General features: G+C 44.1%; 25 protein-coding genes. 6 read left to right on the top strand and 19 right to left on the bottom strand.

What is annotated here, in order from left to right; all coding sequences use genetic code 11:
• Nucleotides 1-54: 54 nt before the first annotated feature.
• From sigB to BR30_RS0129895, 3 genes are read right to left on the bottom strand one after another with little or no spacing between them, the layout of a single operon-like run.
• Entirely contained in the window at nucleotides 55-849 is a 795-nt protein-coding gene (sigB, locus tag BR30_RS0129905; protein WP_026568254.1) for an RNA polymerase sigma factor SigB, read from the bottom strand.
• Entirely contained in the window at nucleotides 815-1,297 is a 483-nt protein-coding gene (gene rsbW / locus BR30_RS0129900) for an anti-sigma B factor RsbW (RefSeq protein WP_026568253.1), read from the bottom strand. The genes sigB and rsbW overlap by 35 nt, the downstream gene beginning before the upstream one ends.
• Nucleotides 1,294-1,626, bottom strand: a complete 333-nt coding sequence (locus tag BR30_RS0129895) for an anti-sigma factor antagonist (protein WP_026568252.1) — start codon at nucleotides 1,624-1,626, stop codon at nucleotides 1,294-1,296. The genes rsbW and BR30_RS0129895 overlap by 4 nt, the downstream gene beginning before the upstream one ends.
• 262 nt (nucleotides 1,627-1,888) lie before the next feature.
• Between BR30_RS0129895 and BR30_RS37555 the strand changes: the two genes are divergently transcribed.
• Entirely contained in the window at nucleotides 1,889-2,056 is a 168-nt protein-coding gene (locus BR30_RS37555) for a hypothetical protein (protein WP_197032438.1), read from the top strand.
• Nucleotides 2,057-2,137: 81 nt separating this feature from the next.
• Here BR30_RS37555 and BR30_RS0129885 read toward each other — a convergent pair whose 3' ends face one another.
• A complete protein-coding gene (locus tag BR30_RS0129885) occupies nucleotides 2,138-3,073 on the bottom strand; it encodes a magnesium transporter CorA family protein (RefSeq protein WP_026568251.1) in 936 nt (311 codons plus the stop codon).
• A 163-nt stretch (nucleotides 3,074-3,236) separates the two neighbouring features.
• Between BR30_RS0129885 and BR30_RS0129880 the strand changes: the two genes are divergently transcribed.
• Both BR30_RS0129880 and BR30_RS0129875 read left to right on the top strand, forming a co-directional pair.
• Entirely contained in the window at nucleotides 3,237-3,509 is a 273-nt protein-coding gene (locus BR30_RS0129880) for a hypothetical protein (RefSeq protein WP_026568250.1), read from the top strand.
• A 55-nt stretch (nucleotides 3,510-3,564) separates the two neighbouring features.
• A complete protein-coding gene (locus BR30_RS0129875) occupies nucleotides 3,565-4,287 on the top strand; it encodes a hypothetical protein (RefSeq protein ID WP_026568249.1) in 723 nt (240 codons plus the stop codon).
• A gap of 130 nt (nucleotides 4,288-4,417) precedes the next feature.
• Here BR30_RS0129875 and BR30_RS0129870 read toward each other — a convergent pair whose 3' ends face one another.
• Nucleotides 4,418-5,713, bottom strand: a complete 1,296-nt coding sequence (locus tag BR30_RS0129870; protein ID WP_026568248.1) for a hemolysin family protein — start codon at nucleotides 5,711-5,713, stop codon at nucleotides 4,418-4,420.
• A 75-nt stretch (nucleotides 5,714-5,788) separates the two neighbouring features.
• Nucleotides 5,789-7,294, bottom strand: coding sequence for a mechanosensitive ion channel (locus BR30_RS0129865; RefSeq protein ID WP_026568247.1), 1,506 nt, complete (start codon nucleotides 7,292-7,294; stop codon nucleotides 5,789-5,791).
• 277 nt (nucleotides 7,295-7,571) lie between these two features.
• Here BR30_RS0129865 and BR30_RS34870 point away from each other — a divergent pair, with 277 nt between their 5' ends.
• Genes BR30_RS34870 through BR30_RS34860 form a run of 3 tightly spaced genes read left to right on the top strand, consistent with a single transcriptional unit; the run spans nucleotide 7,572 to nucleotide 8,665 of the window.
• On the top strand, nucleotides 7,572-7,877 hold the full coding sequence (locus BR30_RS34870) for a hypothetical protein (RefSeq protein WP_035446372.1): 306 nt from the start codon (nucleotides 7,572-7,574) through the stop codon (nucleotides 7,875-7,877).
• Nucleotides 7,878-7,896: 19 nt separating this feature from the next.
• Nucleotides 7,897-8,067, top strand: a complete 171-nt coding sequence (locus tag BR30_RS34865) for a CsbD family protein (RefSeq protein WP_035446370.1) — start codon at nucleotides 7,897-7,899, stop codon at nucleotides 8,065-8,067.
• Nucleotides 8,068-8,104: 37 nt separating this feature from the next.
• Entirely contained in the window at nucleotides 8,105-8,665 is a 561-nt protein-coding gene (locus BR30_RS34860; RefSeq protein WP_051633845.1) for a general stress protein, read from the top strand.
• A 182-nt stretch (nucleotides 8,666-8,847) separates the two neighbouring features.
• On the opposite strand, the gene nuoN is transcribed toward BR30_RS34860, so the two are convergent.
• The 13 genes from nuoN to BR30_RS0129780 form a co-directional block, all read right to left on the bottom strand.
• Nucleotides 8,848-10,362 (bottom strand): NADH-quinone oxidoreductase subunit NuoN, encoded by a 1,515-nt coding sequence (nuoN, locus tag BR30_RS0129840; RefSeq protein WP_026568246.1) that lies wholly within the window; start codon nucleotides 10,360-10,362, stop codon nucleotides 8,848-8,850.
• Nucleotides 10,363-10,368: 6 nt separating this feature from the next.
• Nucleotides 10,369-11,877 (bottom strand): NADH-quinone oxidoreductase subunit M, encoded by a 1,509-nt coding sequence (locus BR30_RS0129835; RefSeq protein ID WP_026568245.1) that lies wholly within the window; start codon nucleotides 11,875-11,877, stop codon nucleotides 10,369-10,371.
• A complete protein-coding gene (gene nuoL / locus BR30_RS0129830) occupies nucleotides 11,874-13,745 on the bottom strand; it encodes an NADH-quinone oxidoreductase subunit L (RefSeq protein WP_026568244.1) in 1,872 nt (623 codons plus the stop codon). Before nuoL ends, BR30_RS0129835 begins: the two co-directional genes overlap by 4 nt.
• A gap of 78 nt (nucleotides 13,746-13,823) precedes the next feature.
• Nucleotides 13,824-14,138, bottom strand: coding sequence for an NADH-quinone oxidoreductase subunit NuoK (gene nuoK, locus BR30_RS0129825; RefSeq protein ID WP_026568243.1), 315 nt, complete (start codon nucleotides 14,136-14,138; stop codon nucleotides 13,824-13,826).
• Complete coding sequence (locus BR30_RS0129820; protein WP_026568242.1) at nucleotides 14,135-14,653, bottom strand: NADH-quinone oxidoreductase subunit J; 519 nt, start codon at nucleotides 14,651-14,653, stop codon at nucleotides 14,135-14,137. Before BR30_RS0129820 ends, nuoK begins: the two co-directional genes overlap by 4 nt.
• Nucleotides 14,650-15,069, bottom strand: coding sequence for an NADH-quinone oxidoreductase subunit NuoI (gene nuoI, locus BR30_RS0129815; RefSeq protein ID WP_026568241.1), 420 nt, complete (start codon nucleotides 15,067-15,069; stop codon nucleotides 14,650-14,652). The genes BR30_RS0129820 and nuoI overlap by 4 nt, the downstream gene beginning before the upstream one ends.
• Before the next feature lie 99 nt (nucleotides 15,070-15,168).
• A complete protein-coding gene (gene nuoH, locus BR30_RS0129810; protein WP_026568240.1) occupies nucleotides 15,169-16,173 on the bottom strand; it encodes an NADH-quinone oxidoreductase subunit NuoH in 1,005 nt (334 codons plus the stop codon).
• Complete coding sequence (locus BR30_RS0129805; RefSeq protein ID WP_026568239.1) at nucleotides 16,173-17,273, bottom strand: NADH-quinone oxidoreductase subunit D; 1,101 nt, start codon at nucleotides 17,271-17,273, stop codon at nucleotides 16,173-16,175. Before BR30_RS0129805 ends, nuoH begins: the two co-directional genes overlap by 1 nt.
• A gap of 3 nt (nucleotides 17,274-17,276) precedes the next feature.
• Nucleotides 17,277-18,593 carry an NADH-quinone oxidoreductase subunit C gene (locus BR30_RS0129800; RefSeq protein WP_026568238.1) on the bottom strand — a complete coding sequence of 439 codons (1,317 nt, stop codon included), beginning with the start codon at nucleotides 18,591-18,593 and terminating at the stop codon, nucleotides 17,277-17,279.
• Nucleotides 18,594-18,596: 3 nt separating this feature from the next.
• Nucleotides 18,597-19,109 (bottom strand): NuoB/complex I 20 kDa subunit family protein, encoded by a 513-nt coding sequence (locus BR30_RS0129795; RefSeq protein WP_026568237.1) that lies wholly within the window; start codon nucleotides 19,107-19,109, stop codon nucleotides 18,597-18,599.
• A complete protein-coding gene (locus BR30_RS0129790; RefSeq protein ID WP_026568236.1) occupies nucleotides 19,100-19,474 on the bottom strand; it encodes an NADH-quinone oxidoreductase subunit A in 375 nt (124 codons plus the stop codon). The genes BR30_RS0129795 and BR30_RS0129790 overlap by 10 nt, the downstream gene beginning before the upstream one ends.
• An 872-nt stretch (nucleotides 19,475-20,346) precedes the next feature.
• Nucleotides 20,347-21,768 (bottom strand): aldehyde dehydrogenase family protein, encoded by a 1,422-nt coding sequence (locus BR30_RS0129785; RefSeq protein ID WP_026568235.1) that lies wholly within the window; start codon nucleotides 21,766-21,768, stop codon nucleotides 20,347-20,349.
• Between the two features lie 16 nt (nucleotides 21,769-21,784).
• Entirely contained in the window at nucleotides 21,785-23,113 is a 1,329-nt protein-coding gene (locus BR30_RS0129780; protein ID WP_026568234.1) for an aminotransferase family protein, read from the bottom strand.
• Nucleotides 23,114-23,131 lie beyond the last annotated feature (18 nt).

The following is a 23,131-nucleotide window of genomic DNA, read 5'->3' as shown; positions in this document are numbered from 1 at the left end:
AATGGTGCCTGACACCAGTTATCTACATTCCAGTGTCAGGCACCTTTTATCCATTCAAGCATCGTTGACCCCTTGATAAGCATCATAAGCGAGTGCCTTTCGTAACTTCTCAATCGCCTTTTTTTGAAGACGGGACACATGCATCTGCGAAATCCCCAAAAGCTCTCCGGTTTCCCTTTGACTTTTATTTTCGACAAACGTGAAGTGGATGATTTCCTTTTCTCGTTCTGATAGAACATGCATTGCACTCTCGAGCAGGAGCTTTTGGTCGACTTTTTCGAAGCCCTCATCGTCGGATCCGACAATGTCTAAGGTCGTCGACGTGCTCCCATCCGAACCTGTTTCAATCGTTTGATCCACAGACGCTGTTTGATAACTTTTTCCCATTTCCATCGCTTCTAATACTTCTTCTTCGGAGATCTCTAAATAATCCGCGATTTCCTTGACTTTCGGTGAGCGCTGATATTGATTGGTCAGCTCGTCCACCACCGTTTTAATCTTTGGCCATAAATCTTTAATCCGTCTCGGTACATGGACGCTCCATGTTTTATCCCTGAGGAACCGTTTAATTTCCCCAATAACAGTTGGAATTAAATACGACTCGAATGGATTTCCAATGCCTGTGTCAAATCTTCTTATGGCAGCCAATAACCCAATCATCCCTACTTGTACAATGTCCTCATGAAACGGTTTCCCTTTTGAGTATTTTCGCGCAAGACTTGCGACCAGGGCGGTGTAATGTTCGACTAAGATGGTTTGTGCAAGTGGGCTCTCGTTCTGCTGAAACTCTATGATTAGGGCATCAATCTCTTCCCTAGTTCGTTTCTTGGGTTGAGATGGTTGTGTCATGATTTTCACGCTCCCCACTTAGATACTTCACCATGAAGACCGTTACCCCAGAATGATTCGCAACACTCACTTCATCCATAAGCGTTTCAATTAAATATAGCCCTAACCCTCCCTCTGCCAGTTGCTCCACTGTACTATCTTCAGTGTAGGGGCCTAATTCATTTTTCTTCTGGGTAAAATTAAAGCTCTTTCCACTATCAGATACCATCGTTTCTAACTTGTCCTCATAAATTCCAAACCCGACAATTACCTCTCCGACTTCGTCGTTGGGATAGGCGTGATGGACAGCGTTTGTACAAGCTTCACTTACCGCGATTTTAATATCCTCAATTTCCTCATATGTAAAACCCATCCGGCTGGCAATTCCCGATAATGTCAATCGAATCACGCCCACATACTCCGGCTTGGCTGGAATCTTCATTTCGATATAATCCATCACTTGGCTCATCGTCTCCCCTCCTCAGTCGTTGAAGAAATGTTCATGACATTACTTAAACCGGTAATTTCAAACAGCCGTTTTATTCGATCCGATAATTGAATCAGCTTTAATTCGCCGCCCTTTTCCTTTAGCTGTTTGAACAATCCTACAAACACACCAAGACCGGTACTATCTAAATAGGACACATCCTGTAGATTGACGGTAATTGACTTATTTCCCGCTTCTGCCAGCGACAATAATTCCTCTCTAAGCTTTGGTGCCGTGTACGCATCAATTTCCCCCGCCACAAGCACCATGATTTCCTCATCTCGTTGTTTTTTATCTATGGTTATATTCATTCTCATCATCACCCCTGAAAGATTTATAGTGTATGTACCCCTATTTTCAAAGTCTAAACCTTTCTTTTAAAAAAAATTCAATTGTGTTGTGTTGTGGTGTGGTGTCAGGCACCATGTGAATTATTCACATGGTGCCTGACACCACTTCTAGTCCCATAATTATACCAAAATATTCAAAAATTTATCGAGCCTACCTATCTACCTGTTAGGTTTCATTAAAAAAAAACGGGGTATGACAAGATTACAAAGGAGAGGTGTTCAAATGGATACTAAAAAAAGAGAGTTACATGAGAAGGTAAAGAGAGAAAACAATAGTTCGATGGCACAGAATCTAGAGGAAATAAAGAAGCTGGGCAAGGAAATGGAAGAGGAGAAAACCGGTCCCGAGCTGAAGAAGGAAGAAAAGCAAACACCCGATCCACAGCAATAGCAGCCTAACCAACATAACGGCCCTTCCACAGGGTCGTTATTCTTATGAAAAGAACCGGCCGCCCTTGGGCAAGCCGAATCATTAGTTAAAATAGGAATCTTTCTTTTTTCCTTTTAAGAGATCGCCTGTCCAGCCCTTAAATTTTAAATAGCCATAGAGCAGGAGTGTCGAGATCACGATAAAAATAGCCGAAAGAAGATAGCCGTACCGCCATTCGAGTTCAGGCATCTGCTTGAAATTCATTCCCCATAAGGCCCCAAATGCCATAATCGGGGTAAAAAGAATCGTGATTACCGTTAAGGTTTTCATAATTTCGTTGCCGCGGTGGGAGGAAATGACCTCTTCTAAATTAATAATCGAATCCAACTCATGCTCATACTCGTTGAGCAGTACGGTCATTCGTTCAATCCGTTTAACAAGAAGCATAAAAATCTCCTCCCTGCCGACTTCATTCAGTTTCACTTCCTCAATCCCCATGATTAACTCGTTAATCGGAATCAATAGACTCTTCCAGACCAAAAGCTCATGCCTGCGCATATAAATTTCTTCAAGAATACTCGTTCCATTCCTCTTTCGGATACTCCAGATCAGTGTTTTCAGCGCCTCTTCAAATTGATCGATTTCATATAACATTTCATTCATCAGTTCTCCAAGGAGCATAAAAAATCCATCAACTGCGTTTTCGGCTTTCTTTATTTGCTTAAGAAGCGGTTCGGGTTGGATATGTTTTAAGTTGGAAAAATTAAGATCGACGGTAATCAGTTGATCCTCCGTTACATAATAATGAAAAATTTTGTAGTCCCCTTCCTCTTCAAAATTTTGCTTATAAATAAGCGAACCCGTCACCACTTTTTCCCCTGAATCAAGAAGCTTTATCCTTAAGGAATTGGTTTTATTTTTTCGCACTTGATTCAGCCATTCGTTGCATCCGGTCCGATTTTGTTCGAAAATTGGTTGGATACGCTCATCCTCATCTTTCTTAACCTGGTACCACTTCCAATTGTTAGTTTTCTCCATCGTATCTCCTTTCGCCATGTTTTTTATTTCTATATCCCCTAATCTTGAATCAATGAAACTTCAAGAATAAGGTTTGAGTGAAGCGGAAGCGGGTATTACTACTAGAAATAGAACTTTTTTTAAAAAAGTCCTATTTTAAGAGAATCTAATAGGAGGTTTTAATATGAAACGAATGGTACCTGTTACATCGATTATTGTCGCTGCTGGTATGGGAGCTTCGGCGGCGATGTGGCTCTCATCTAAACCGAACCGACTAAAAGCGGAAAGTGTACTGAGAGACTGGAAACGTAAGATTAAACCTACTCCTTTCCATAAAAGTGAAGAACTCCCGATTGAAAAAGGGGGAAACCCGCATCCTCGTGATCTAGAAGATAATAATATGGTTAGTGAAGGGGCGATGTACTCTGTTCAGTTTTTTAATGAGAAGATGCAGTGATAAAACAGTTGGGGTAGGTGACTACCCCAACTAATTTTTTGAGGTGGCTGGTAAGATGAATTTAATTTTTTTACTCGTTTATTTCATCATCATTACAGCGGTTATCGAAATTTATGTCGTTTTATTTCGTTTAACAGGACTCAATTTAAAGGTGTCAAGATTTCAGGTCATTTCGTTGATGACCGGAACAGGCTTTACGACGGAGGAGTCTGAGCTTATTTTAGGTCATCCGATTCGCCGGAAACTCGCTACATTCCTTATCCTATTTGGGGCCTTCTCCCTTGCGGTCATTATTTCAACGATCAGTAATTTCCTTTCGGACGACCTAAGGATGATTCATATTTTTTACATTGCAGGAGGCGTCCTGCTTATCTTTGGGGTATTAAAACTTGCCAGCATTCAGACCCTATTATCGAAATTATTTCATAGAGAGATGAAGCAGCATGTTGAACTCGGCGATTTGCCCATTCGAGACGTGTTTTTAACGGAAAAGAAAGATTATCTGCTCAATCTGCATATCTATACCCACTCTTCGCTTGTCTATAAAACAATGAACCAACTGTTTAATGATCATGAGCGGCTAGAGTTTGTTGTGCTTTTTATCAAAAGGGGTCAATTGAAGATAAGGGGAAATATCTACACCGAAAAAATACAGGAAGGGGATCAGCTGCTTTTATATGGAGATAAAGAGATCATAACTACGCTCTTTCAACATGATATTAAGATTATGGAGAAAAAATTGAAGAATCAGCATCGGACTGCGGTTACTGGCGGGTAGCCGCCATTTAGTGGCGCATGGCACCCAGTTACTGGCGCATGGCACCCGGTTACTGATGCATAAGCACTTTTTACTGGCGGATAGCCAAGAATCGCCCAAAAAAGCCTCGATTTTCGACGCCTTTTCTCGTTTAAATCTTTCTCACTTCCACATTCAAAATATGATAACCCTTACTAGCAATGGCCTGGAACACGTACCCTTCCGATTCCACTTTACTGCCTATTGGCGCATCAGAGTTTTGCGTCAGATACCAGCCGCCGATGGTATCAATACCTGGGTCGGCTATGTTTATCCCTAGTAAATCGTTCACGTCCTCAAGTAATAACTTTCCATCGACAACATAATGGTTCTCCTTGATCATTTGAATCTCGGCCACTTCATCGGCATCGAATTCATCTCTCACTTCGCCAACGATTTCCTCAATAATATCTTCCACCGTAACCAAACCCGAAGTCCCGCCGTATTCATCAATGAGAATGGCCATATGTGTCCGTTCGATTTGCATTTTCACTAATAAATCATGAATGGGCGTGGTTTCCATCACATGAATCACGGGTTTGATAAAGGAACTTACCTGCAAATCCTCCCTATTGTGCTTATTCATTATGACAGCCGTTAAAAGTGCCTTCACGTTAATAATGCCGACCATGTTATCTTTATCCCCGTCCATGACTGGATAGCGGGTATAATTTTCATCATTCACCCTTTTTAAGACCTCATTCACCGTCGCATCCATTGGTATGCTGCTTATCTCGGGCCGTGGCACCATGATTTCCTTTGCCACTCTCTCATCAAATTCAAAAATATTGTTTACATAACGCAATTCATTCTGATTAATCTCACCACTTTTATAGCTTTCTGACAAGAGAATTCGCAGCTCTTCTTCAGAATGAGCTCCATCGTGTTTAGATGAATGCTTTAAGCCGAAAAGACCAGTTAGCATCCGCGCAGAACCATTTAAGAGCCAAATAAAGGGAAACATGATTTTGTTAAACCAAATAATAGGTACAGCGAAGAAAAGCGTGATCGCCTCTGCTTTTTGAATCGCTACCGTTTTCGGTGCTAATTCCCCTGCTACTACATGGAAAAAGGTGACTAACGCAAAGGCCAAACTAACCGATAAAATATGTGTCACGGATTGATTGAGGTCTAGTGCGGTTAAGAATGGGTGCAATAGTTTTTCTACGGTCGGTTCCCCCAACCACCCCAATCCTAGCGCGGTCACGGTTATCCCTAGTTGACAGGCCGATAGATATTCATCCAGATGGGTGACGACCCTTTTTGCTGAAACAGCCCCCTTCTTCCCTTCCGCAATTAACTGATCTATCCTCGATGGACGTACTTTTACCATCGCAAATTCGACCGCGACAAAAAATCCGGTTAGTGCGATTAATGCTGCAATTAACAGTAAATTTATTATAGTCAAGAGAAGCTTCACTCCCTCTCCTTTTAAAAAAATAACAATCCGAAGTCATGTGAGTTTCGGATTGTTATCCTTCTGTTATTCGATTATTTTCTTTTCTATCTTATTATCTAGCTTATCTAGATATTGGGTAGCGAATTCCCTTCCTCCTAGGCCGAATGCCAGTCCAAATGCTAGCGCTACTCCGCCTAAGACGAGAATAAAGGCAGCATTTACGATCGAATGTGCAACTCCAAGCTGGTCTAATGCCATAAAAACTGTAATCGCGAAGATTGCATATTTCCCTACAGCGGCGAGTGTCCGGGAATAACTATTCCTTAAAACGTTTTGTAAAATACGCTCAACTAAATGACCTAAATATAAGCCAATTCCTAAGATCACTAGTGCAGCCAGTAACATCGGTAAATAGGCAAGCACGCCCGTTGCTAGAGTGACTAAGAACTCTAAGTGAACAATTTGTAATGCTTCCACTGTAAATAATAAGACAATCACAATTTTTGCAATCAACCCAACGATTTGCGAAAGATTATATTTGGATTGCTCTGGATTTAACGAACCAATCCCCATATGGTGAAAGATATTGTTAAATCGTAAACGCCACAGCATTTGCGAAACCATTTTTTCAACCCATTTTCCAAGCCATAAGCCCGCTAAGATTAAGATGACCGCGACAGCGATGTTTGGAATGAGCGAAAGCACACGATGAAGCATCGTAATGGCCGGGTCAGAAATTCCTTTTAGATCAAGCTTTTCTAGTGCTGTTATAATCGTAGGAATTAAGATTAAGATAAACGCAATATTTCCGATCATACCTGAAAGACTGGTTCCATCTCCTGAAGGGTTTAGACCGAAACGTTGACCAAGCCTCTCCGTACCGACGCTGCTTAAAAAGTTTGTTAGAATATCGCGGACTATTTTTGCAATCAGCCAGCCGACAAAAACAATCAGTGCAGCAGCAAATAACTTAGGGATAAAAGCTAGCAATGTTGACAGGGTGTTGGCGAAAGGTTCTGATACGCCTTCCATTTGCAATGCATCCAATACCCCTGGTAAAAATAGCAAGAAAACAAAGTAGAAAAGAACCTTACCAATACTGTCAACCTTTCTTACTGCCTCCGCTTCATTATTTGCCATCTTCCATTTTACTAAAAGACGTTCTCCATGAATCATGGCTGTACCCTTTTTAAATACGATGCGCAGCAGCGAGGCAACTCCCCATGCTAGCAACAAAATAAGTGCAGCTTTTAAAACGTTAGGAACGGCCGCTGTAATCGTTGATAACATTCCAACAAGCGGTGTGGCAATGAAGCTTAAGTTAAGCATATTGAAAAAGATAATCCACACAAACACTAGTAAAATATAATAAACTATTTTTCCAATAATCACTTCAGATGAGTATTTCCTTTTTCCTAGATTGGAAAACAGCCGGTCATCAAAGCTCGTTTTCTTTAAAAGTGCTTCTACACCTTTTCCAATAAACTTAGCGATTAGCCAGCCAACCAATAATACCAATAGAGCAAACAGCAAGGTTGGAAGCTGCTGAAAATATGAGTACCATCCAGTCATCATTCGATCCATCTCCATCCTATCAAACTCCTTTTCCTGATATTCTGTTTCAACTTATTTACGTAAGTAAGTTTTCTATAGGATATATAACCTGTATTTTTGAATCAAAACCTATTTTTTATCAATTATATTTTTTCAAAAAAGGCCATTTAATAGAAGGAATATCATTCGGAACCCAGTGGAAGGCCCTCTTAGGAAAAAATGAGGTTTCAAGTCCTTATCAGCGGGAATATAACCAATATGCAAGGCAGACTTGCACTTCTAAAAGATATTCCATTAGAAGGAGGAGGTACCAATGAATATCGGTAGGAAGAAACTGTTATTAGTCGGCGGATTGGCTGTGTCCCTCACATTCGGTGGATTAGCTGGATGTGGAGATGGAGTCGACCAGGATAACGGGATTAGTGATGGACAACAAAAAGATGCAGTAGACAATGATACAAAAAAGGAAGCTAACGCAACAATGGACGATGCGAAGCAGAACATGGAAGAGGCAGTGAATAATGTGGAGAAAAAATTAAAAGAGGACGGTGTTGGTGATGGAGTAGATCAAGATAATGGTGTGAGCGATGGCGAAAAAAAAGACGAATTAGATAACTAATACTAGGAGGCTAAACAATATGAATAAAGATAAATTGTCAGGAAATGTTGATCAGGTGAAAGGTGAAGCGAAAGAGCAATGGGGTCGCTTAACAGATGATGACTCAAAGGTAGTGGAAGGAAAAATGGATAAAGCCAAAGGTAAAGTAAAAGAAGGCGTAGGCGAAGTGAAGGATAAACTATCAAAATAGCATTTTTTAATCCACAAATATTTGAGGAGGAGAAAAAATGGACAAGCACGGGAAAAACATTGTAGGTGTGTATCAATCGGAACAAGAGGCGATTGCCGCTATTGAAGATCTGATAAAATGGGGATACGATAAATCAGAAATTAGTGTAATCGGTAAGGATCATAATCATTTGGATACCATCACAGAAGAAACAGGCACTGCCGTTGAAGACACCGCTGCCACTGGTGCACTTACAGGTGGAGCCATTGGTGGTGCAACCGGATTATTAGCAGGACTTGGCGCTCTTGCCATCCCAGGTATAGGCGCGGTTGTCGCCGCAGGTCCCGTCGCGGCAAGCATAGTGGGTGCTTTGACAGGTGTAGGTGTAGGCGGATTAGCCGGTGCACTGATCGGACTTGGAATTCCAGACGATGACGCCAAATATTATCAAGAGTCCGTTGAGGAGGGTAAGATTCTCGTCCTAGTCAATAAAAGAGACCACTCTGATAAGGATATGGGGCAAGAGGCTCCGATAGACGTGGAACCAACCCCTGATAACGTAGAAGACCGTTACCAGACCATTAGAGATCGAAATCCAGCCTTGAATACCAAATTCTAATAAAAGATGTAAAAAAGCTGCAGCAACGGTTACGTTGTTGTAGCTTTTTGGTCTAGGGCCCATCAATACACTTTCACAACGCAAAAAAGAAGAGGCTCCCCAACCTCTCCTTCTTCCTGTATGAATACCCCTTTAATTTGACAGGCTGCTTCCCCCAAAGCATCCTAATTCTCCAACCTAACCTAACTGAAAAAGTCCGATAGGTTGTTCAGGTTATTTTGCATAAAATCTAACGCGAAGTTCGGCATCACGCCGAACAGTATCGAACCGACGACCGTCACAACCAACACAATCAAAATGCCAGCTGGAATCTTGAACTTGCTGTCGTCACATGCCGGGCGGAAGAACATTTGTGTCATCACACCAAAGTAATAGAAGTATGAAACCACCGTCGTCGCAATCATTAATGAAGCGAGCACATAATGTGGTGTCGGACCAGAAAATGTGCCGATAAAAATGTTTAATTTTCCAATGAACCCGGCTGTGCCCGGGAAACCTGCCAGTGACACAAGCAAGATGCCCATAACGACCGCAAGCACAGGTGAACGGCGATACAAGCCAGCAAAATCAGCAATCTTCGCTGAACCTGATTTTTCAGTAACGACCTGAATGATGGCGAACGCACCCATGTTCATGAGCAAGTACGCCAACAGGTAGAACCAAATCGAGTAAAAGATGTTTGAATTCAGCGCTGTCAACGCTACGAGGATATACCCCGCATGAGCGATACTGGAATAAGCAAACATCCGTTTAATGTTCGACTGCTTCAACGCTACCACGTTCCCGATAATCATCGTTACTCCGGCGATAAATGCCAGGTAATCCTGCATTTGGAGCAGGATTGGCTTTTGTGGATCATCGACCGAAGTAGCTGCCAGAAAGACCGTTAACAAAATTCGAAGCACAATCACAAAACCCGCTGTTTTCGAAACGACACTTAGAAAAGCAGTAACCGGAGTTGGCGCGCCTTGGTAGACGTCAGGTGCCCACATATGGAATGGAGCTGCCCCCAATTTAAATGCTAACCCCACAAATACCATTAAAAATGCCAATGTTAACAGGTAAGCCTGTTGGCCATCTGCCACCTGTGTCAAGGTAGTCGCAATCTTCACTAAGTTGGTTGAGCCGGTTAATCCATAGATATAGCTCATCCCAAACAACGTGATCGCTGTGGAAATTCCGCCATTGATGACGTATTTCATTGCAGATTCGTTCGACTCTAAATGATACTTGCGGATTCCCGCTAAAATATAGGAAGAAACAGTTAACAATTCCAAGCCGATGAACAGCGTAATTAAATCGCCGCTCGATGTCATAATCATGCCGCCGAGCAAGGCAGATAAGAACAAATAATAAAACTCGCCGCGATATTCCTCTAAACCATCCTTCGCTGGGTAGCTGACGGCCAAAAGCATAACCAGACCAGCCCCTACTAACAGCAATAATTTAAAGCCCATCGCAAAACTATCTAAGCGGAACGAATCGTCCAAAATCGATCTCACAGGTCCGCCTACTAAACTAAGTACGGACACGGTTGCAGCGATAATCGCGACAATTCCAATCCAGCCGAGAATTCTTCGATCTTGATTTTTCGGCATAAATAAATCTAAAAGTGTAAGAAGTGCGGATACACCAAGGATGATGAACTCTGGTGTCATGGCACTCCAATGAAATTGCTGCAAGGTATCAAGACTCATCCTTCATCACCCTCCTATCCCTAGCATGATGGTTTCAAGTGTAGTTTTTAATGGCGCGCTTAGGACACTTGGGTAAACACCAATTAATACGATTAACAGCATAAGTACGAGCACAGGCACGAATTCAGCGCCCTTTAAATCAAGGATGCCCGTAAATTCACGATGCGCCTTGCCGTACGTGATTCCTAAAACCGCACGAAGCAAGTAAGCCGCCGTCATAATAATACCGAGCGTACCTACCGCAGCGATGACTGGCATTTCTTTGAAAAGTCCAAGGAAGGCCATAAACTCACTGACAAATCCAGACATCCCTGGCAAGCCAAGCGATGCCATCCCGCCAGCCAACAAGAAACCAGCTGCAATCGGCATGCCCTTCGCCATTCCGCCGAGATTCTCGATGAGTGATGTATCGGTGCGTTCGTACAGGACGCCGACCAAGAAGAACAACAGCGCGGAAATCAATCCGTGCGAAATCACTTGGAAAATCGCCCCTTGAATCCCAGCCTCATTCATAGCAGCCAGTCCGATTAACACAATTCCCATATGAGAAATCGATGAATAAGCTAAAACCATTTTAAAATCTGTTTGAATGAACGCTAGATACGCCCCGTAGAGGAGGTTAATCACTCCAAGGACAGCAATCAGCGTCGCAAGAGTCCCGAATTGCTCGGGAAAAATGCCCATTCCAAAACGAATTAATCCGTACGCACCTATTTTCAGAAGAATCCCTGAGTGGATCATAACAACCGATGGCGGTGCTTGAACGTGGACTTTTAACATCCAGCTGTGTAATGGGAAAATCGGTAGTTTCACACCAAACGCTAGCAAAAAGCCAATGAATAAGCCCATTTTCAAATCGCTAGAAAGCGGTGCCTTTGGATTCGCCATCAATTCTGTTAAATAGTTAATATTGGTCGATCCTGTTTTTGCAAAAAGAATCATAATAACAATTAATAGAATCGCAGAACCTAGTCCGTTATAAATTAAGAAACTGTAGGCTGCTTTTTCTTTTTCAAAATAACCCCATTTTCCGATTAAGAAGAAGGTCGGAATAAGCGTGATTTCAAAGAAGATGAAGAACAGAATTAAGTTTTCCGCCGTAAACACGCCGAGCATTCCTAACTCTAAGAGCAGAAACAGCATGAAATAGCCTTTCCACTCTTTTTTCACAAACTTTGCTGCGGCAATTGCCGATAGCGTCGCAACTACCGCTGTCAGGACAACGAGCAGAAGCTGAAATCCGCTTAAGCCAAGTTCATAGTAAACTGAAAAATATGGTTCAGGAGCGTTGATCCCATGGAATTGAATCCACTTGGCTGAGACCGTAAAATCGGCTAGATCCTTACCAAATTGAAAATGAAGGTAAGCAGCCAGGGCCAGCAGCAAGGCCGGCAAGGTCGCTAGAAAGCCGACCGTTTTGATTGATTTTTCCGCCGTTTTCGGCATAAATGCTAAAAGGACGATACCTAGTAAAGGGGAGAATACTAGGAGTGAAAGAACGGATGTTAAATTCATCGTAAGTACCCCCCTGTTAATGCAAAAATGACGACGAGAACCGCGAGTCCGATAAAGGCCACCGCACCGTACGTTTGAACCTGTCCGGATTGCAGTTTCGACCCTGCGGCCCCAAGTCCATGAACGATTCCGACCACGCCTTTGACGAGTCCTTCGACAAGGAACACATCAATGAATCGTAAGAAATAGCTGACCCCTTTTGTGAAGGCTACAACCGTCAATTGATAAAACTCGTCAACGTAATATTTGTTCAATAATATCGTGTGCAGCGTATCGCCTGTACCGCTTAACCAGTTGCGTGCGATGGAACGCTTGTTATACATCAAGTAGGCAAGGAAAATTCCTGCTAAGGAAACGATCGTTGCCGCGATCATGATCCAAGCCGGTCCTTCAACATGGCCTTGGTGTGCCAACGCTTCGTTGCCATCGACGAGCCAATCGCCAAGGAACGTACCGAACCACGGTGTATTAACATAACCAGCAATGACAGCGAGAACGCCAAGGACGACCATTGGTAATGTCATATTGGATGGCGATTCATGGACATGCTTTTGGTTGCCGCGCGCCTCACCGGTAAAGACCAGGAAGAACAAACGGAACATATAGAATGCTGTCATGAAGGCAGCCGCAAGGGCTAAGAAAAAGAGAACAGGATGTCCGCCTTCCCATGCCGCTACTAAAATTTCATCTTTTGAAAAGAATCCGGATAGTCCTGGGACACCGCTGATTGCGAGTGTACCGATTAAGAATAACGGTCCGGTAAGCTTGAGCTTTTTCCAAAGTCCGCCCATTTCTTCGATGTTTTGTGTATGTACCGCGTGAATAACGGACCCCGCTGCCAAGAACAGAAGCGCCTTGAAGAATGCGTGTGTCATTAGGTGGAATACCCCCGCCACATAGCCTGCAGACCCTAAGGCCAGCATCATGTAGCCAAGCTGTGAAACAGTCGAATACGCGAGTACGCGTTTGATATCCGTTTGCACAATACCAATGCTTGCGGCGAAAATCGCCGTAAATGCGCCAATCACAGCGATCGTAAGGAGCGCCGTATGGCTCGCCTCAAACAATGGAAATAGTGCCGCAACCAAGTAAACCCCGGCCGCAACCATCGTCGCCGCGTGGATTAACGCCGATACAGGCGTCGGACCTTCCATCGCATCCGGAAGCCACGTGTGGAGTGGGAACTGACCCGACTTACCAACCGCTCCGATGAAAATCAGGATCGCGGTCAAGGTGATCATGGTGCCTGACACCGCGCCGGCGTCAACCGCCGCGAAAATTTCACTATATTCAAAGCTTTTGGTTTCCCAGAATAGCAGAATCATGCCGATAAATAAGCCTACATCCCCGATACGGGTCATGATGAATGCTTTTTTAGCAGCAGCTTTTGCTTCGTCTTTGTAAAAATAAAAACCGATTAATAGGAAGGAACCGACACCGACAAGTTCCCAGAAAATATAGGTTTGCAGCAAGTTTGGCGAAATGACCAGCCCGAGCATCGCAAACGTAAATAATCCTAAATAGGCATAGAATACCGGAAACCGCTCGTCTCCTTGCATATAACCTTTGGAGTAGGTATGTACTAAGAAACTTACGAGCGATACGATAAACAGCATTAATGCATTTAATTGATTCACTTCAAATCCCGCTGTTAGATGCATATCTCCTATCGTGAGCCAGTCAAATTTCGTGACATAGGTCGGCTCTTTGAAGCGCTCGAATAAAACCAAAATCGAGTAGACAAGTGATGCCAGCGTGAGGAGAATCCCCACATAGGCACTTGCTTCCTTCAGTCGCTTCCCGAAAAGAAGAAGGATCAAAAACGATAATAGCGGGAAAAGCGGTATGAGCCATGCATTCTCCATCATTATCACTATCCCCTTTCGAATGATACAAACATCACCATTCGAATTTTGTTGAAAGTCAAAAATATAAAATCTGTTTTTCTAGTTTTTCATCGTATCCATTTCGTCGATGTTGACGGTTTTTCTTGCGCGGTAGAGCGAAATTAAGATCGCTAAACCAACGGCTGCTTCAGCTGCTGCCACGCTGATTGCGAACAGAGCGAAGATTTGACCTGTAATAGACGGCGCCATTCCATATTTGCTGAAGGTGACGAGATTAATATTCACGGCGTTCAGCATCAATTCAATCGAGATCAGGACGATTACGGTATTTCTTTTTGTCAGTGCACCGTATAAACCGATGCAAAACAAGATGAGTGCAAGTGCCAGGAAGGCTGAAGCGGGAACGGAACTCATTTATCATCCGCCTCCTTCTTCTCGTTTTTCGCCAGGATAATCGAACCAACAAGGGCAACTAATAGTAAAACAGAAGTTAACTCAAATGGAATGATGTATTTTGAGTAAAGTGCTTTACCAATTTGCATCGTGTTATTCTCATGCAAGGTGGTCGGTACCTGTTCGATATTGAAATCGTAAATCCCAAGATACACGGCAAATGCAAAGCCGACAATTCCTAGGAAGACAAGGATTTTTCGCCATTTGCCTGTTTTCGGTTCATGTTCATCATTATGCTTCGTTAACATGATTCCAAATAGCATAATGATTGTAATGGCACCGGAATAAATTAAGATTTGCACTGCGGCCACAAATTCGGCGGACAGCACTACGTAAATACCAGCGATTGCTACAAAGGTGAAGATCAGTGAAACGACCATATGAACAACCTTGGTAAGGTTTAAAAGCAGCACACCGCCGATAATGGCGACGAGTGCGAGCCCCATAAATGCGAGGAATTCCCCCGAAAAGGTCATGGTTTATTCACCTGCCGTATGTTTTCGTCGTTTTCATCTAACCATTCTAGGTTTTTAAATAACATGTCACGGCTGTATTCAGCGAGCTCGAAGTTATTGGTCATGATGATTGCTTCTGTCGGGCATACCTCCGTACATAGGTCACAAAGGATGCAAATTTCAAAGTTGATATCATAGGTATCAATGATTTTCCCTTTTTTCGCAGGGTCCGGATGCTTTTTACCCGTTAAATTAATACAATCCGTCGGGCAGATGTTCATGCACTGATTACATACAATACACTTCTCTGGATAAAACTTTTGAATCCCGCGGAACCGGTCTGGAAGTGGGAGCGGCTTATTCGGATAATCATAAGTAACCTTTTCGCGAGTCAAGTTCTTAAGGGTATATTTCAAGCCTTTTGCTAATCCAAGCACGTTTTTCACCCCTTTTACATTTTAAAGATTGTTATTGGTGTCAGGCACCATTTCTACTGTCTACACCTTGCTTGGTGTCAGGCACCGTTAAAGGCACCATTAAAAGAATAGTGACTTAATTAATGCCGTTAAGAATATGTTCGCTAGTGCGATTGGCAGGAGGACTTTCCAACCAAATTCCATGAGTTTGTCGGCGCGGAAACGCGGTAAGGTTGCCCGCAGCCAGATATAAACAAAGACAACAACGCTAAATTTAACCGCGAACCAGACCGCACCTGGGATAAAGCTTAGGAAGCTGATTGGTGCCAGCCATCCGCCAAGGAAAACAACGGTTATTAGGGCGGACATTGCGAATAAATACACATATTCTGCGAGCATAAAGAAGGCCCAGCGGAATCCAGTATATTCAACGTGGTATCCAGCAACTAGCTCGTTTTCCGATTCCGGCAAGTCAAATGGTGTCCGGTTTAATTCGGCAATCGATGCTATGAAAAAGATAATAAAGCCGATTGGCTGTAAGAGTATGAACCAGCCATGCTTTTGTGCTTCGACCATATCATTTAGATTTAAGCTTCCTGTTAAAAGAATGACACCTAGTACCGACATAACTAACGGGATTTCGTAGGAAATCATCTGGGCTGATGCACGCATACCTCCTAAGAGGGCGTACTTGTTATTCGATGCCCAGCCGCCAAGCAGCATGCCGAAGGTGGTTAATCCGCTCACCGCGATGTAGTAAAGTAATCCAACACCGATATCAGCGAACTGAAAGGCATCCGTGAACGGCATGGTTGCCAACACCATAAACGACGGTGCGAAGGCAATGACTGGTGCAATGATAAATAATGGTTTATCAGCTGCTTTTGGAATGATGTCCTCTTTTAGTAACAGCTTGAGAACGTCAGCGACGGTTTGCAATAGTCCCCATTTACCGCCGACCTGGTTTGGACCATGACGAAGCTGCATGTAACCTAAGACTTTCCGCTCTGCTAAAATTCCGTAGGTAACGAATCCTAATACAATTAAAAGCAAGACAGCGCCGAGTAAAAAGAAAATTCCAAAGTTAGCCCAACTCGGACTTGACTGGAGCAATTCTTCTATCATTAGCCGTCAACCTCCCCAAGGACAATATCCACTGCCCCTAAAATAGCGATCATGTTTGCAATATTTTCACCCTTTAAAAGTTTCGGGAGAATTTGCAGGTTATAGAAGGACGGTCTTCTAAACTTTAAGCGGTACGGTTCTTTTTTGCCGTCGCTATAAATATAGCAGCCAATCTCTCCGCGCGGTGATTCAATTCGAACAAAGGCCTCTCCCTTAGGTGCCTTTATAATCTTCGGCACTTTCGCTAAAATCGGGCCTTCGGCTGGGAATTGTTCCACGGCTTGTTCAAGGATATTCAAGGATTGTTCAATCTCAGCCAGGCGCAAATGGTAGCGGGCCAAGCAATCGCCTTCTTCTGAAGTTGGCACATCAAATTCAAAACGATTATAGACAGAATATGGTTCATCTTTACGGAGATCCCATTTCACGCCGGTACTACGAAGATTCGGGCCGCTAAGTGAATACTGGATCGCCTCTTCTTTCGTATACTTCCCAATGCCTTTTACCCGGTCAAGGAAGATTTCATTTCCGGAAACCAAATCGTGATAGCCTTTCAGCTGGCCGCGCAAGTAAGGAACAAAGCTGCCTACTTTTTCAATCCAGCCTTCAGGTGCATCCCACTTCACACCGCCAACGCGCATATAATTGAAGGTCAAGCGTGCCCCTGATAATTCGTTCAGCATATTGATAATCATTTCCCGGTCACGGAAGGCATAAATGAACGGACTGGTTGCACCAAGGTCAAGGATATAGGTACCCCATGCGACCAAGTGGCTGGCAATCCGGTTTAATTCCATCGCAATCACGCGTAAGAAATCAGCTCGTTCAGGCACTTCAATCCCCATCATCGTTTCAACGGCATGGCAAATGACATAGTTATTGGTCATGGAGGACAAATAGTCCATCCGGTCTGTGTATGGAATAATCTGCGTATATTGCAGGTCTTCGGCTAATTTTTCTGTCCCACGGTGTAAGTAACCGATGACAGGCGTTGCTTCGGTAATTATTTCCCCATCAATTTTAACGACGAGACGGAACACTCCGTGCGTACTTGGATGCTGAGGACCGACGTTTAATATCATTTCTTCTGTTCTGATCATTGGTTACACCTCCACGTCGTACGGCTCATAATCTTTGCGCAGTGGATGGCCAACCCAATCTTCGCCAAGCAGGATACGTCGTAAGTCCGGATGTCCTGGAAACTTGATTCCCAGTAAATCATATGCTTCGCACTCAGGCCATTCTGCCCCTGCCCAAAGCGGTTGCAAGGACTCGATTGTTGGTTCGCTGCGGTCAATCTTCACTTTAAAAGCAACCGATTGACGGTTTTTGTATGAGTATAAGTGAACATATACTTCCATATGTGTCACAAAGTCTGTCCCATGAAGTTCGGATAAATAATCAAACCCTAACAGCTCATTGTATTTTAAAAATTGAGCTACTTTGAAATATGTATCAGGCTTCACCACAAGGGTTGGAACATCCTTAGAAAGTTTATTAATATAAGATTCTTCTAAAACATCTGCCCCTAGATGCTCGGTTATGACCTTCACATATTTGTCTAGGTATGGCTGATTTGGTGATGGCATTTCTGCTGGTGCTGCCGTGTCATCTGCTTTTCCGGCTGCTGCGGCTTTTGCTTTGGCTGCTGCCGCTGCTTTCGCCTTCGCTTTTGCGGCCGCAATCGCTTTTGCTTTCTCGTCATCGCCAACCGCTGCATCTGCTCCGGCTCCGCCTGCTTTGGCTTTTGCCGCTGCTGCTGCCTTTGCTTTGGCTGCCGCCGCTGCCTTCGCCTTAGCCGCTGCAGCTGCTTTTGCCTTCGCATCGTCCCCGGCTGTAGCGTCCTCCGCTGGGGCTTCTCCGCCTGCGAGTTCCATTGCTTTCTTCTTTGCTGCTGCTGCGGCTTTCGCTTTCGCTACCGCTGCTGCTTTTTTCTTCGCGAGATCGTCTTCGACGTCTGCTGCTGGTTCCGCTGACGCCGTTTCTTCGGCTGGGGCTTCTCCGCCCGCAAGCTCCATCGCTTTACGCTTCGCTGCGGCTGCTGCTTTTGCTTTCGCCACCGCCGCCGCCTTTTTCTTCGCGAGATCGTCGCTGTCGTCTGCTGGGGCAGACGGTTCTTCAGGCGCGGTATCTTCCGCTGGAACTGATGTGCCGCCTTGTTCCATCGCTTTACGTTTCGCTGCGGCTGCCGCCTTTGCCTTCGCGACTGCCTCGGCCTTTCTTTTCGCTAGATCATCTGCGTCATTTGCTGGCGCAGGTGCTGATGCTTCGGCTTTAACTGGCTCGGCCGGCGTTTCTTCCTGAATCGAAGTTGGTGCCGCTTCCCCTGCAGCCTTCGCCGCTCGTTTCGCCGCCGCCGCAGCCTTTGCTTTCGCAACCGCTTCCTTCTTTAACTGTTCAAGATCTTTTTCCCCACTCATCGGTTAGATCACCTTCTTCCCAGTCTTCGCTTCATAGCGAATCTTTTCCTTTAATTTATTGATTCCATAAATTAAAGCGGCTGGGTTGGGAGGGCATCCAGGTATGTATACATCGACAGGAACGATTTGATCGACTCCCTTAACGACTGAATAAGATTTCACATACGGCCCACCTGCTGTCGCACAAGAACCCATCGCAATGACCCATTTCGGCTCAGGCATCTGGTCATATAATCTTCGTAAAATTGGTGCCATTTTCTTCGTCACGGTTCCAGACACAATCATACAGTCCGACTGACGCGGCGACGTCCGGAAAAACGAACCCGAACGGTCCAAATCATAATTCGCTCCGCCCACACCCATCATTTCAATCGCACAACAAGCCAGACCAAATGTCACTGGGTAGATCGAACTGCTTCGGGCCCAAGCTTTAATTTGCTCTAGCGTAGTCATAAATACATTTCGCTGTAACTCTGCCATTTCTTGTTGTGAAAGGCCATCTAGTTTTAATTCCATCGTAGCACCTTCTTTTTCCAGGCATACACAAGGCCAATTAATAACATAATAACAAAAATCAACATCTCGATTAGCGCAAAAATCCCTAATTTATCATAGGCCACCGCCCATGGATATAAAAACACAGTTTCTACATCAAAAATAACAAACATTAGGGCAAAAATATAATAGCGTACATTGAACTGTACACGGGAATCGTGAAATGGCTCAATACCGCTCTCGTATGTGGTATACTTCGCTTCACTCGGTTTATGCGGACGCAGAAGCTTACCTAAAAATAACGCTACCACAGGCAGCAGCACCCCAAGACATAGAAACGCAAAAACAATCAGATAATTATTCTGATATACATTTAGAAGTTCCATGCCCATCCCCTCCAATGTTGTAAATTTTCAAACTAATGAATATTGTAACCGAATTCATTATAGCATTGTTACAAACCCATGTCGACAAGCCTACTTCATAAAAATTGGAATTCTATCTGCCGCGAAATTCCCGGTTGAAAGGCTCTTGAGAGCTCGCTCTCAGAAGAGACTTTCAACCGGGAATTTTGCCAGCTTCAGCGAAAGCTGAAGCGCAGGATGCGTTAGCATCCGGCGGGTAGAATTTCAATTTACACCCGAACTCGTCTTGTCGACACGGGTCCCACCCCCTGAGCGTTTGCGTGATCTCACTGATTAAGTATCCTTGAATAACATCAGAGATGACGCAAGAGCGAACCTGACAAACTCTATTATGTGGGAGGCTTTTGATGCACGTGATCTGGAGCGTAGCGGAAGATGACGTGCCCTAGATGAGGTTCGCAAGAACCGCCAAACACCCAATAAATTCGACAACAACCCCTATTTAACAACAAAATGTAAACAATGTCAGTGAGTTTTGTCATTAAAAGTTCATCAAATATCTATTTTTCAAATCAACCTTATATTCTTCTAAAAAAGTAATTCACCTAGCCCTATATCACATTATTTCAACATGTCCCTCTACAATCATATTCACATAAGTATAATTCATGCAAAATTCCGAGATTCAAAGCAAACAACAGCTAACAAGCCAGTCGCAAGACTGGCCAAGTAATTGTTTTTCCCATTATTTAAATAGATCCATCTAGGCGATGCCACAAAAATCATTCAATTAATTACTTTCCATTTTATAAAATCAACCCCAAAAACAGCCAAAAAGCCAGGCTTCGTGCCTGGCTGAAATTAGTATCTTTTACACCAATAAGAAAGGTCTATTAATTCCGATTAAAAATAACCAGTTTCTTTTCCATCATTTCTTCAATGGCATACTTCACGCCTTCCCGGCCCATTCCGCTTTCTTTTACGCCGCCATACGGCATATTATCGACACGGAAGGTCGGGATATCATTAATTAATACGCCGCCAACATGAAGGTTTTCTGCCGCATCCAAAGCAGTATGGATACTCTCCGTATAAATGCCTGCTTGTAATCCATAGCGGGAATCATTGACGAATTGGATGGCCTCATTCACATCCTGCACTTTAGTAATCAGCACAATTGGCGCAAATACTTCCTGGCAAGACACCTTTTGCGAGGAATCAACCTCTAATAGAACAGTAGGCAGCAAGACATTGCCTTCGGCTGTGCCCCCCACCGCGATTTTCGCCCCATGTTGTTTGGCTTCTTCGATCCAGGAAAGGGTTCGTTCTACATCCCTTGGGCTGATTAAGGCAGATATATCAGTGGAAGGATCCAACGGACTGCCAATCTTCAACCTCTTCGTGCTTTCCACAAATTTTTCCGCAAATGCTTCATAAAGCTCCTCGACCACATAAATACGTTGCAAGGAAATACACACCTGCCCTTGGAAAGAAAAGGCGCCCATTACACATCGAGCAATAATTTTATCGAGATTCACGCCTTTGTCGATAATGACTGCGGCGTTAGACCCTAACTCTAATGTAACTCGCTTTAGCCCTGCTTTGTTGCGAATGCCAATCCCTACTGCCGGGCTTCCCGTAAAAGAAACTTTACTGACTCGGTCATCTTTTACAATCATTTCACCGATCAAGGAACCACTGCCCGTTACCACATTAAGAGCACCTGCAGGCAATCCGGCTTCCGTGAAAATTTGAGCGATAAAAAAGGCTGACAGCGGCGTTTGATTGGCCGGCTTCAGGACAACAGTATTTCCGGCGGCAAGCGCAGGTCCCACTTTATGTGCGACCAGATTCATCGGAAAGTTGAACGGGGTAATCGCTCCAATCACACCGATTGGCTCTTGGACCGTATAAGCCACACGGCCTTCCCCGCCTGGCGCGGCATCGAGCGGCAGCGTCTCACCATGAATCCGTTTCGCTTCTTCAGCGGCAAACTTATATGTCTGAACGGTCCGCTGCACTTCCCCCATCGCAATGGTGACCGGCTTAGCCGCTTCTAATGCAATCAACTCTGCCGCTTCCTTAGCCCGTTCATCCAGCAGTCTGGCCGCCTTTTCTAAAATCAAAGCCCGCTGATGGCTCGGCATTTTCGCCATCGTTCTTCTTGCTTGATAAGCTGCTTCGATGGCCAGATTGGTCTCATCTTCCTCTGCTGCCGCCACACATGCAATTTCTTCGCCGCTATAGGGCGACAGAAGTGACGTATATTTTTTTGCTTCTACCCAATTCCCATTAATATATAAATCCTTTTTCATTTCCTTATCCCCTACTTTATACCGTTATATTTTGAGCGTTTTCTACCGCCGAAAAGGACTCTGACAAAATGTTCATCATTTGTCTTATTTCTTCTTGGTTGATGATCAATGGCGGAGCAAAAACGATTGTATCCTGTCCATCAAAAACAACGGCCCGGACAACCACTCCTCTTTTCGCCGCTTCGGAAACAATCAATGGTGCCAATGGAGTGGAGAAGCGTTCATTCGTCTTCTGATCCTTCACCACTTCAATCGCCCCCATCAGACCAAGGGCTCTTACTTCCCCGATGATCCCATGTTTGCTTTGCAGCTGTTTAAACCCTCCTAACATTTCCGCTCCCATTTGTTTGGCATTTTCAATTAGATTTTCCCGCTCGATGATTTCAAGATTTTTCAAAGCGACACGGCAAGCCATCGCATGGCCGCTGTACGTGTAACCATGTAATAAGGTTCCCGTTGACAGCTCTTTATAATCCTGATGCATTTTTTCCGATATCATGACACCGCCAAGCTGGGCATACCCGCTTGTCACGCCTTTTGCAAAGCACATCATATCAGGCACAACGCCATAATGCTCAATCCCAAAATAAGTACCTGTGCGCCCAAAACCTGTAATGACCTCATCGGTAATAAACAGAATTTGATGCTCGTCGCAAATTTCCCGGATGTCTTTGAAATAATTCTCAGGCGCGATATGGACGCCGCCGGCCCCTTGGACTGGTTCGGCTACAAACGCGGCAATATTTTCAGCCCCTTCTTTTTCGACTAACTCCCGTAAAGCGGATGACGAAAAATGATCGACGTAGTCAAAGTCAGGAGCTAAAGAATTGGTAAAATCACGAAACGGCTTTAATCCTGTTGCGCTTGTTGCCCCCATCGCCACGCCATGGTAGGATTTTGTCCTTGTGATGATTTTCTTCTTGCTTGGCTTTCCTTTCAATATCCAGTAATGCCTTGCGAGCTTATATGCCGTATCATTCGACTCCGAACCTCCGGAAGTAAAAAACACAGCGGATAAATGCCCGGGTGCAATTTCAGCGAGTTTTGCCGCCAAACGGATAGCCGGTTCATTGCTATAAGTGGAAAAACAAGAATTAAAGGCTAATTGGGACATTTGTTCCATCGCCACTTTTCCGATTTCCTCACGGCCATGGCCGATGTTCACATTCCATAAAGACGACATTCCATCTATTACCCGGTTTCCTTTAATGTCCTCCAAAAATACTCCTTCACCCTTTGTAAAAATAAAGCCAGGCCCATCTGCCTGTTGCTGCTGGATCGGTGAAGTCGGGTGTAGAAAATGCTTTTTATCTAATTCTTCTAGCTCGCGAATGTAATTTTCCATTTTATTAACTTCCTTTCA

It is taken from the genome of Bacillus sp. UNC41MFS5 (assembly GCF_000686805.1).
Note: the sequence above shows the minus strand (reverse complement) of the source record. Positions and strands in the feature narration are given on the sequence as shown.

What these genes read in the sequence shown, in the direction of transcription:
- BR30_RS0129865 (WP_026568247.1), bottom strand. Translation starts at nt 7,294, where the DNA reads ATGGAGATGGATCGAATGATGACTGGATGGTACTCATATTTTCAGCAG.
- BR30_RS34860 (WP_051633845.1), top strand. Translation starts at nt 8,105, where the DNA reads ATGGACAAGCACGGGAAAAACATTGTAGGTGTGTATCAATCGGAACAA.
- BR30_RS37555 (WP_197032438.1), top strand. Translation starts at nt 1,889, where the DNA reads ATGGATACTAAAAAAAGAGAGTTACATGAGAAGGTAAAGAGAGAAAAC.
- BR30_RS0129780 (WP_026568234.1), bottom strand. Translation starts at nt 23,113, where the DNA reads ATGGAAAATTACATTCGCGAGCTAGAAGAATTAGATAAAAAGCATTTT.
- BR30_RS0129805 (WP_026568239.1), bottom strand. Translation starts at nt 17,273, where the DNA reads ATGATCAGAACAGAAGAAATGATATTAAACGTCGGTCCTCAGCATCCA.
- rsbW (WP_026568253.1), bottom strand. Translation starts at nt 1,297, where the DNA reads ATGAGCCAAGTGATGGATTATATCGAAATGAAGATTCCAGCCAAGCCG.
- nuoN (WP_026568246.1), bottom strand. Translation starts at nt 10,362, where the DNA reads ATGAGTCTTGATACCTTGCAGCAATTTCATTGGAGTGCCATGACACCA.
- BR30_RS34865 (WP_035446370.1), top strand. Translation starts at nt 7,897, where the DNA reads ATGAATAAAGATAAATTGTCAGGAAATGTTGATCAGGTGAAAGGTGAA.
- BR30_RS34870 (WP_035446372.1), top strand. Translation starts at nt 7,572, where the DNA reads ATGAATATCGGTAGGAAGAAACTGTTATTAGTCGGCGGATTGGCTGTG.
- nuoL (WP_026568244.1), bottom strand. Translation starts at nt 13,745, where the DNA reads ATGATGGAGAATGCATGGCTCATACCGCTTTTCCCGCTATTATCGTTT.
- BR30_RS0129880 (WP_026568250.1), top strand. Translation starts at nt 3,237, where the DNA reads ATGAAACGAATGGTACCTGTTACATCGATTATTGTCGCTGCTGGTATG.
- BR30_RS0129800 (WP_026568238.1), bottom strand. Translation starts at nt 18,593, where the DNA reads ATGAGTGGGGAAAAAGATCTTGAACAGTTAAAGAAGGAAGCGGTTGCG.
- BR30_RS0129835 (WP_026568245.1), bottom strand. Translation starts at nt 11,877, where the DNA reads ATGAATTTAACATCCGTTCTTTCACTCCTAGTATTCTCCCCTTTACTA.
- nuoH (WP_026568240.1), bottom strand. Translation starts at nt 16,173, where the DNA reads ATGATAGAAGAATTGCTCCAGTCAAGTCCGAGTTGGGCTAACTTTGGA.
- sigB (WP_026568254.1), bottom strand. Translation starts at nt 849, where the DNA reads ATGACACAACCATCTCAACCCAAGAAACGAACTAGGGAAGAGATTGAT.
- BR30_RS0129885 (WP_026568251.1), bottom strand. Translation starts at nt 3,073, where the DNA reads ATGGAGAAAACTAACAATTGGAAGTGGTACCAGGTTAAGAAAGATGAG.
- nuoK (WP_026568243.1), bottom strand. Translation starts at nt 14,138, where the DNA reads ATGAGTTCCGTTCCCGCTTCAGCCTTCCTGGCACTTGCACTCATCTTG.
- BR30_RS0129795 (WP_026568237.1), bottom strand. Translation starts at nt 19,109, where the DNA reads ATGGAATTAAAACTAGATGGCCTTTCACAACAAGAAATGGCAGAGTTA.
- BR30_RS0129895 (WP_026568252.1), bottom strand. Translation starts at nt 1,626, where the DNA reads ATGAATATAACCATAGATAAAAAACAACGAGATGAGGAAATCATGGTG.
- BR30_RS0129785 (WP_026568235.1), bottom strand. Translation starts at nt 21,768, where the DNA reads ATGAAAAAGGATTTATATATTAATGGGAATTGGGTAGAAGCAAAAAAA.
- BR30_RS0129790 (WP_026568236.1), bottom strand. Translation starts at nt 19,474, where the DNA reads ATGGAACTTCTAAATGTATATCAGAATAATTATCTGATTGTTTTTGCG.
- BR30_RS0129875 (WP_026568249.1), top strand. Translation starts at nt 3,565, where the DNA reads ATGAATTTAATTTTTTTACTCGTTTATTTCATCATCATTACAGCGGTT.
- BR30_RS0129820 (WP_026568242.1), bottom strand. Translation starts at nt 14,653, where the DNA reads ATGACCTTTTCGGGGGAATTCCTCGCATTTATGGGGCTCGCACTCGTC.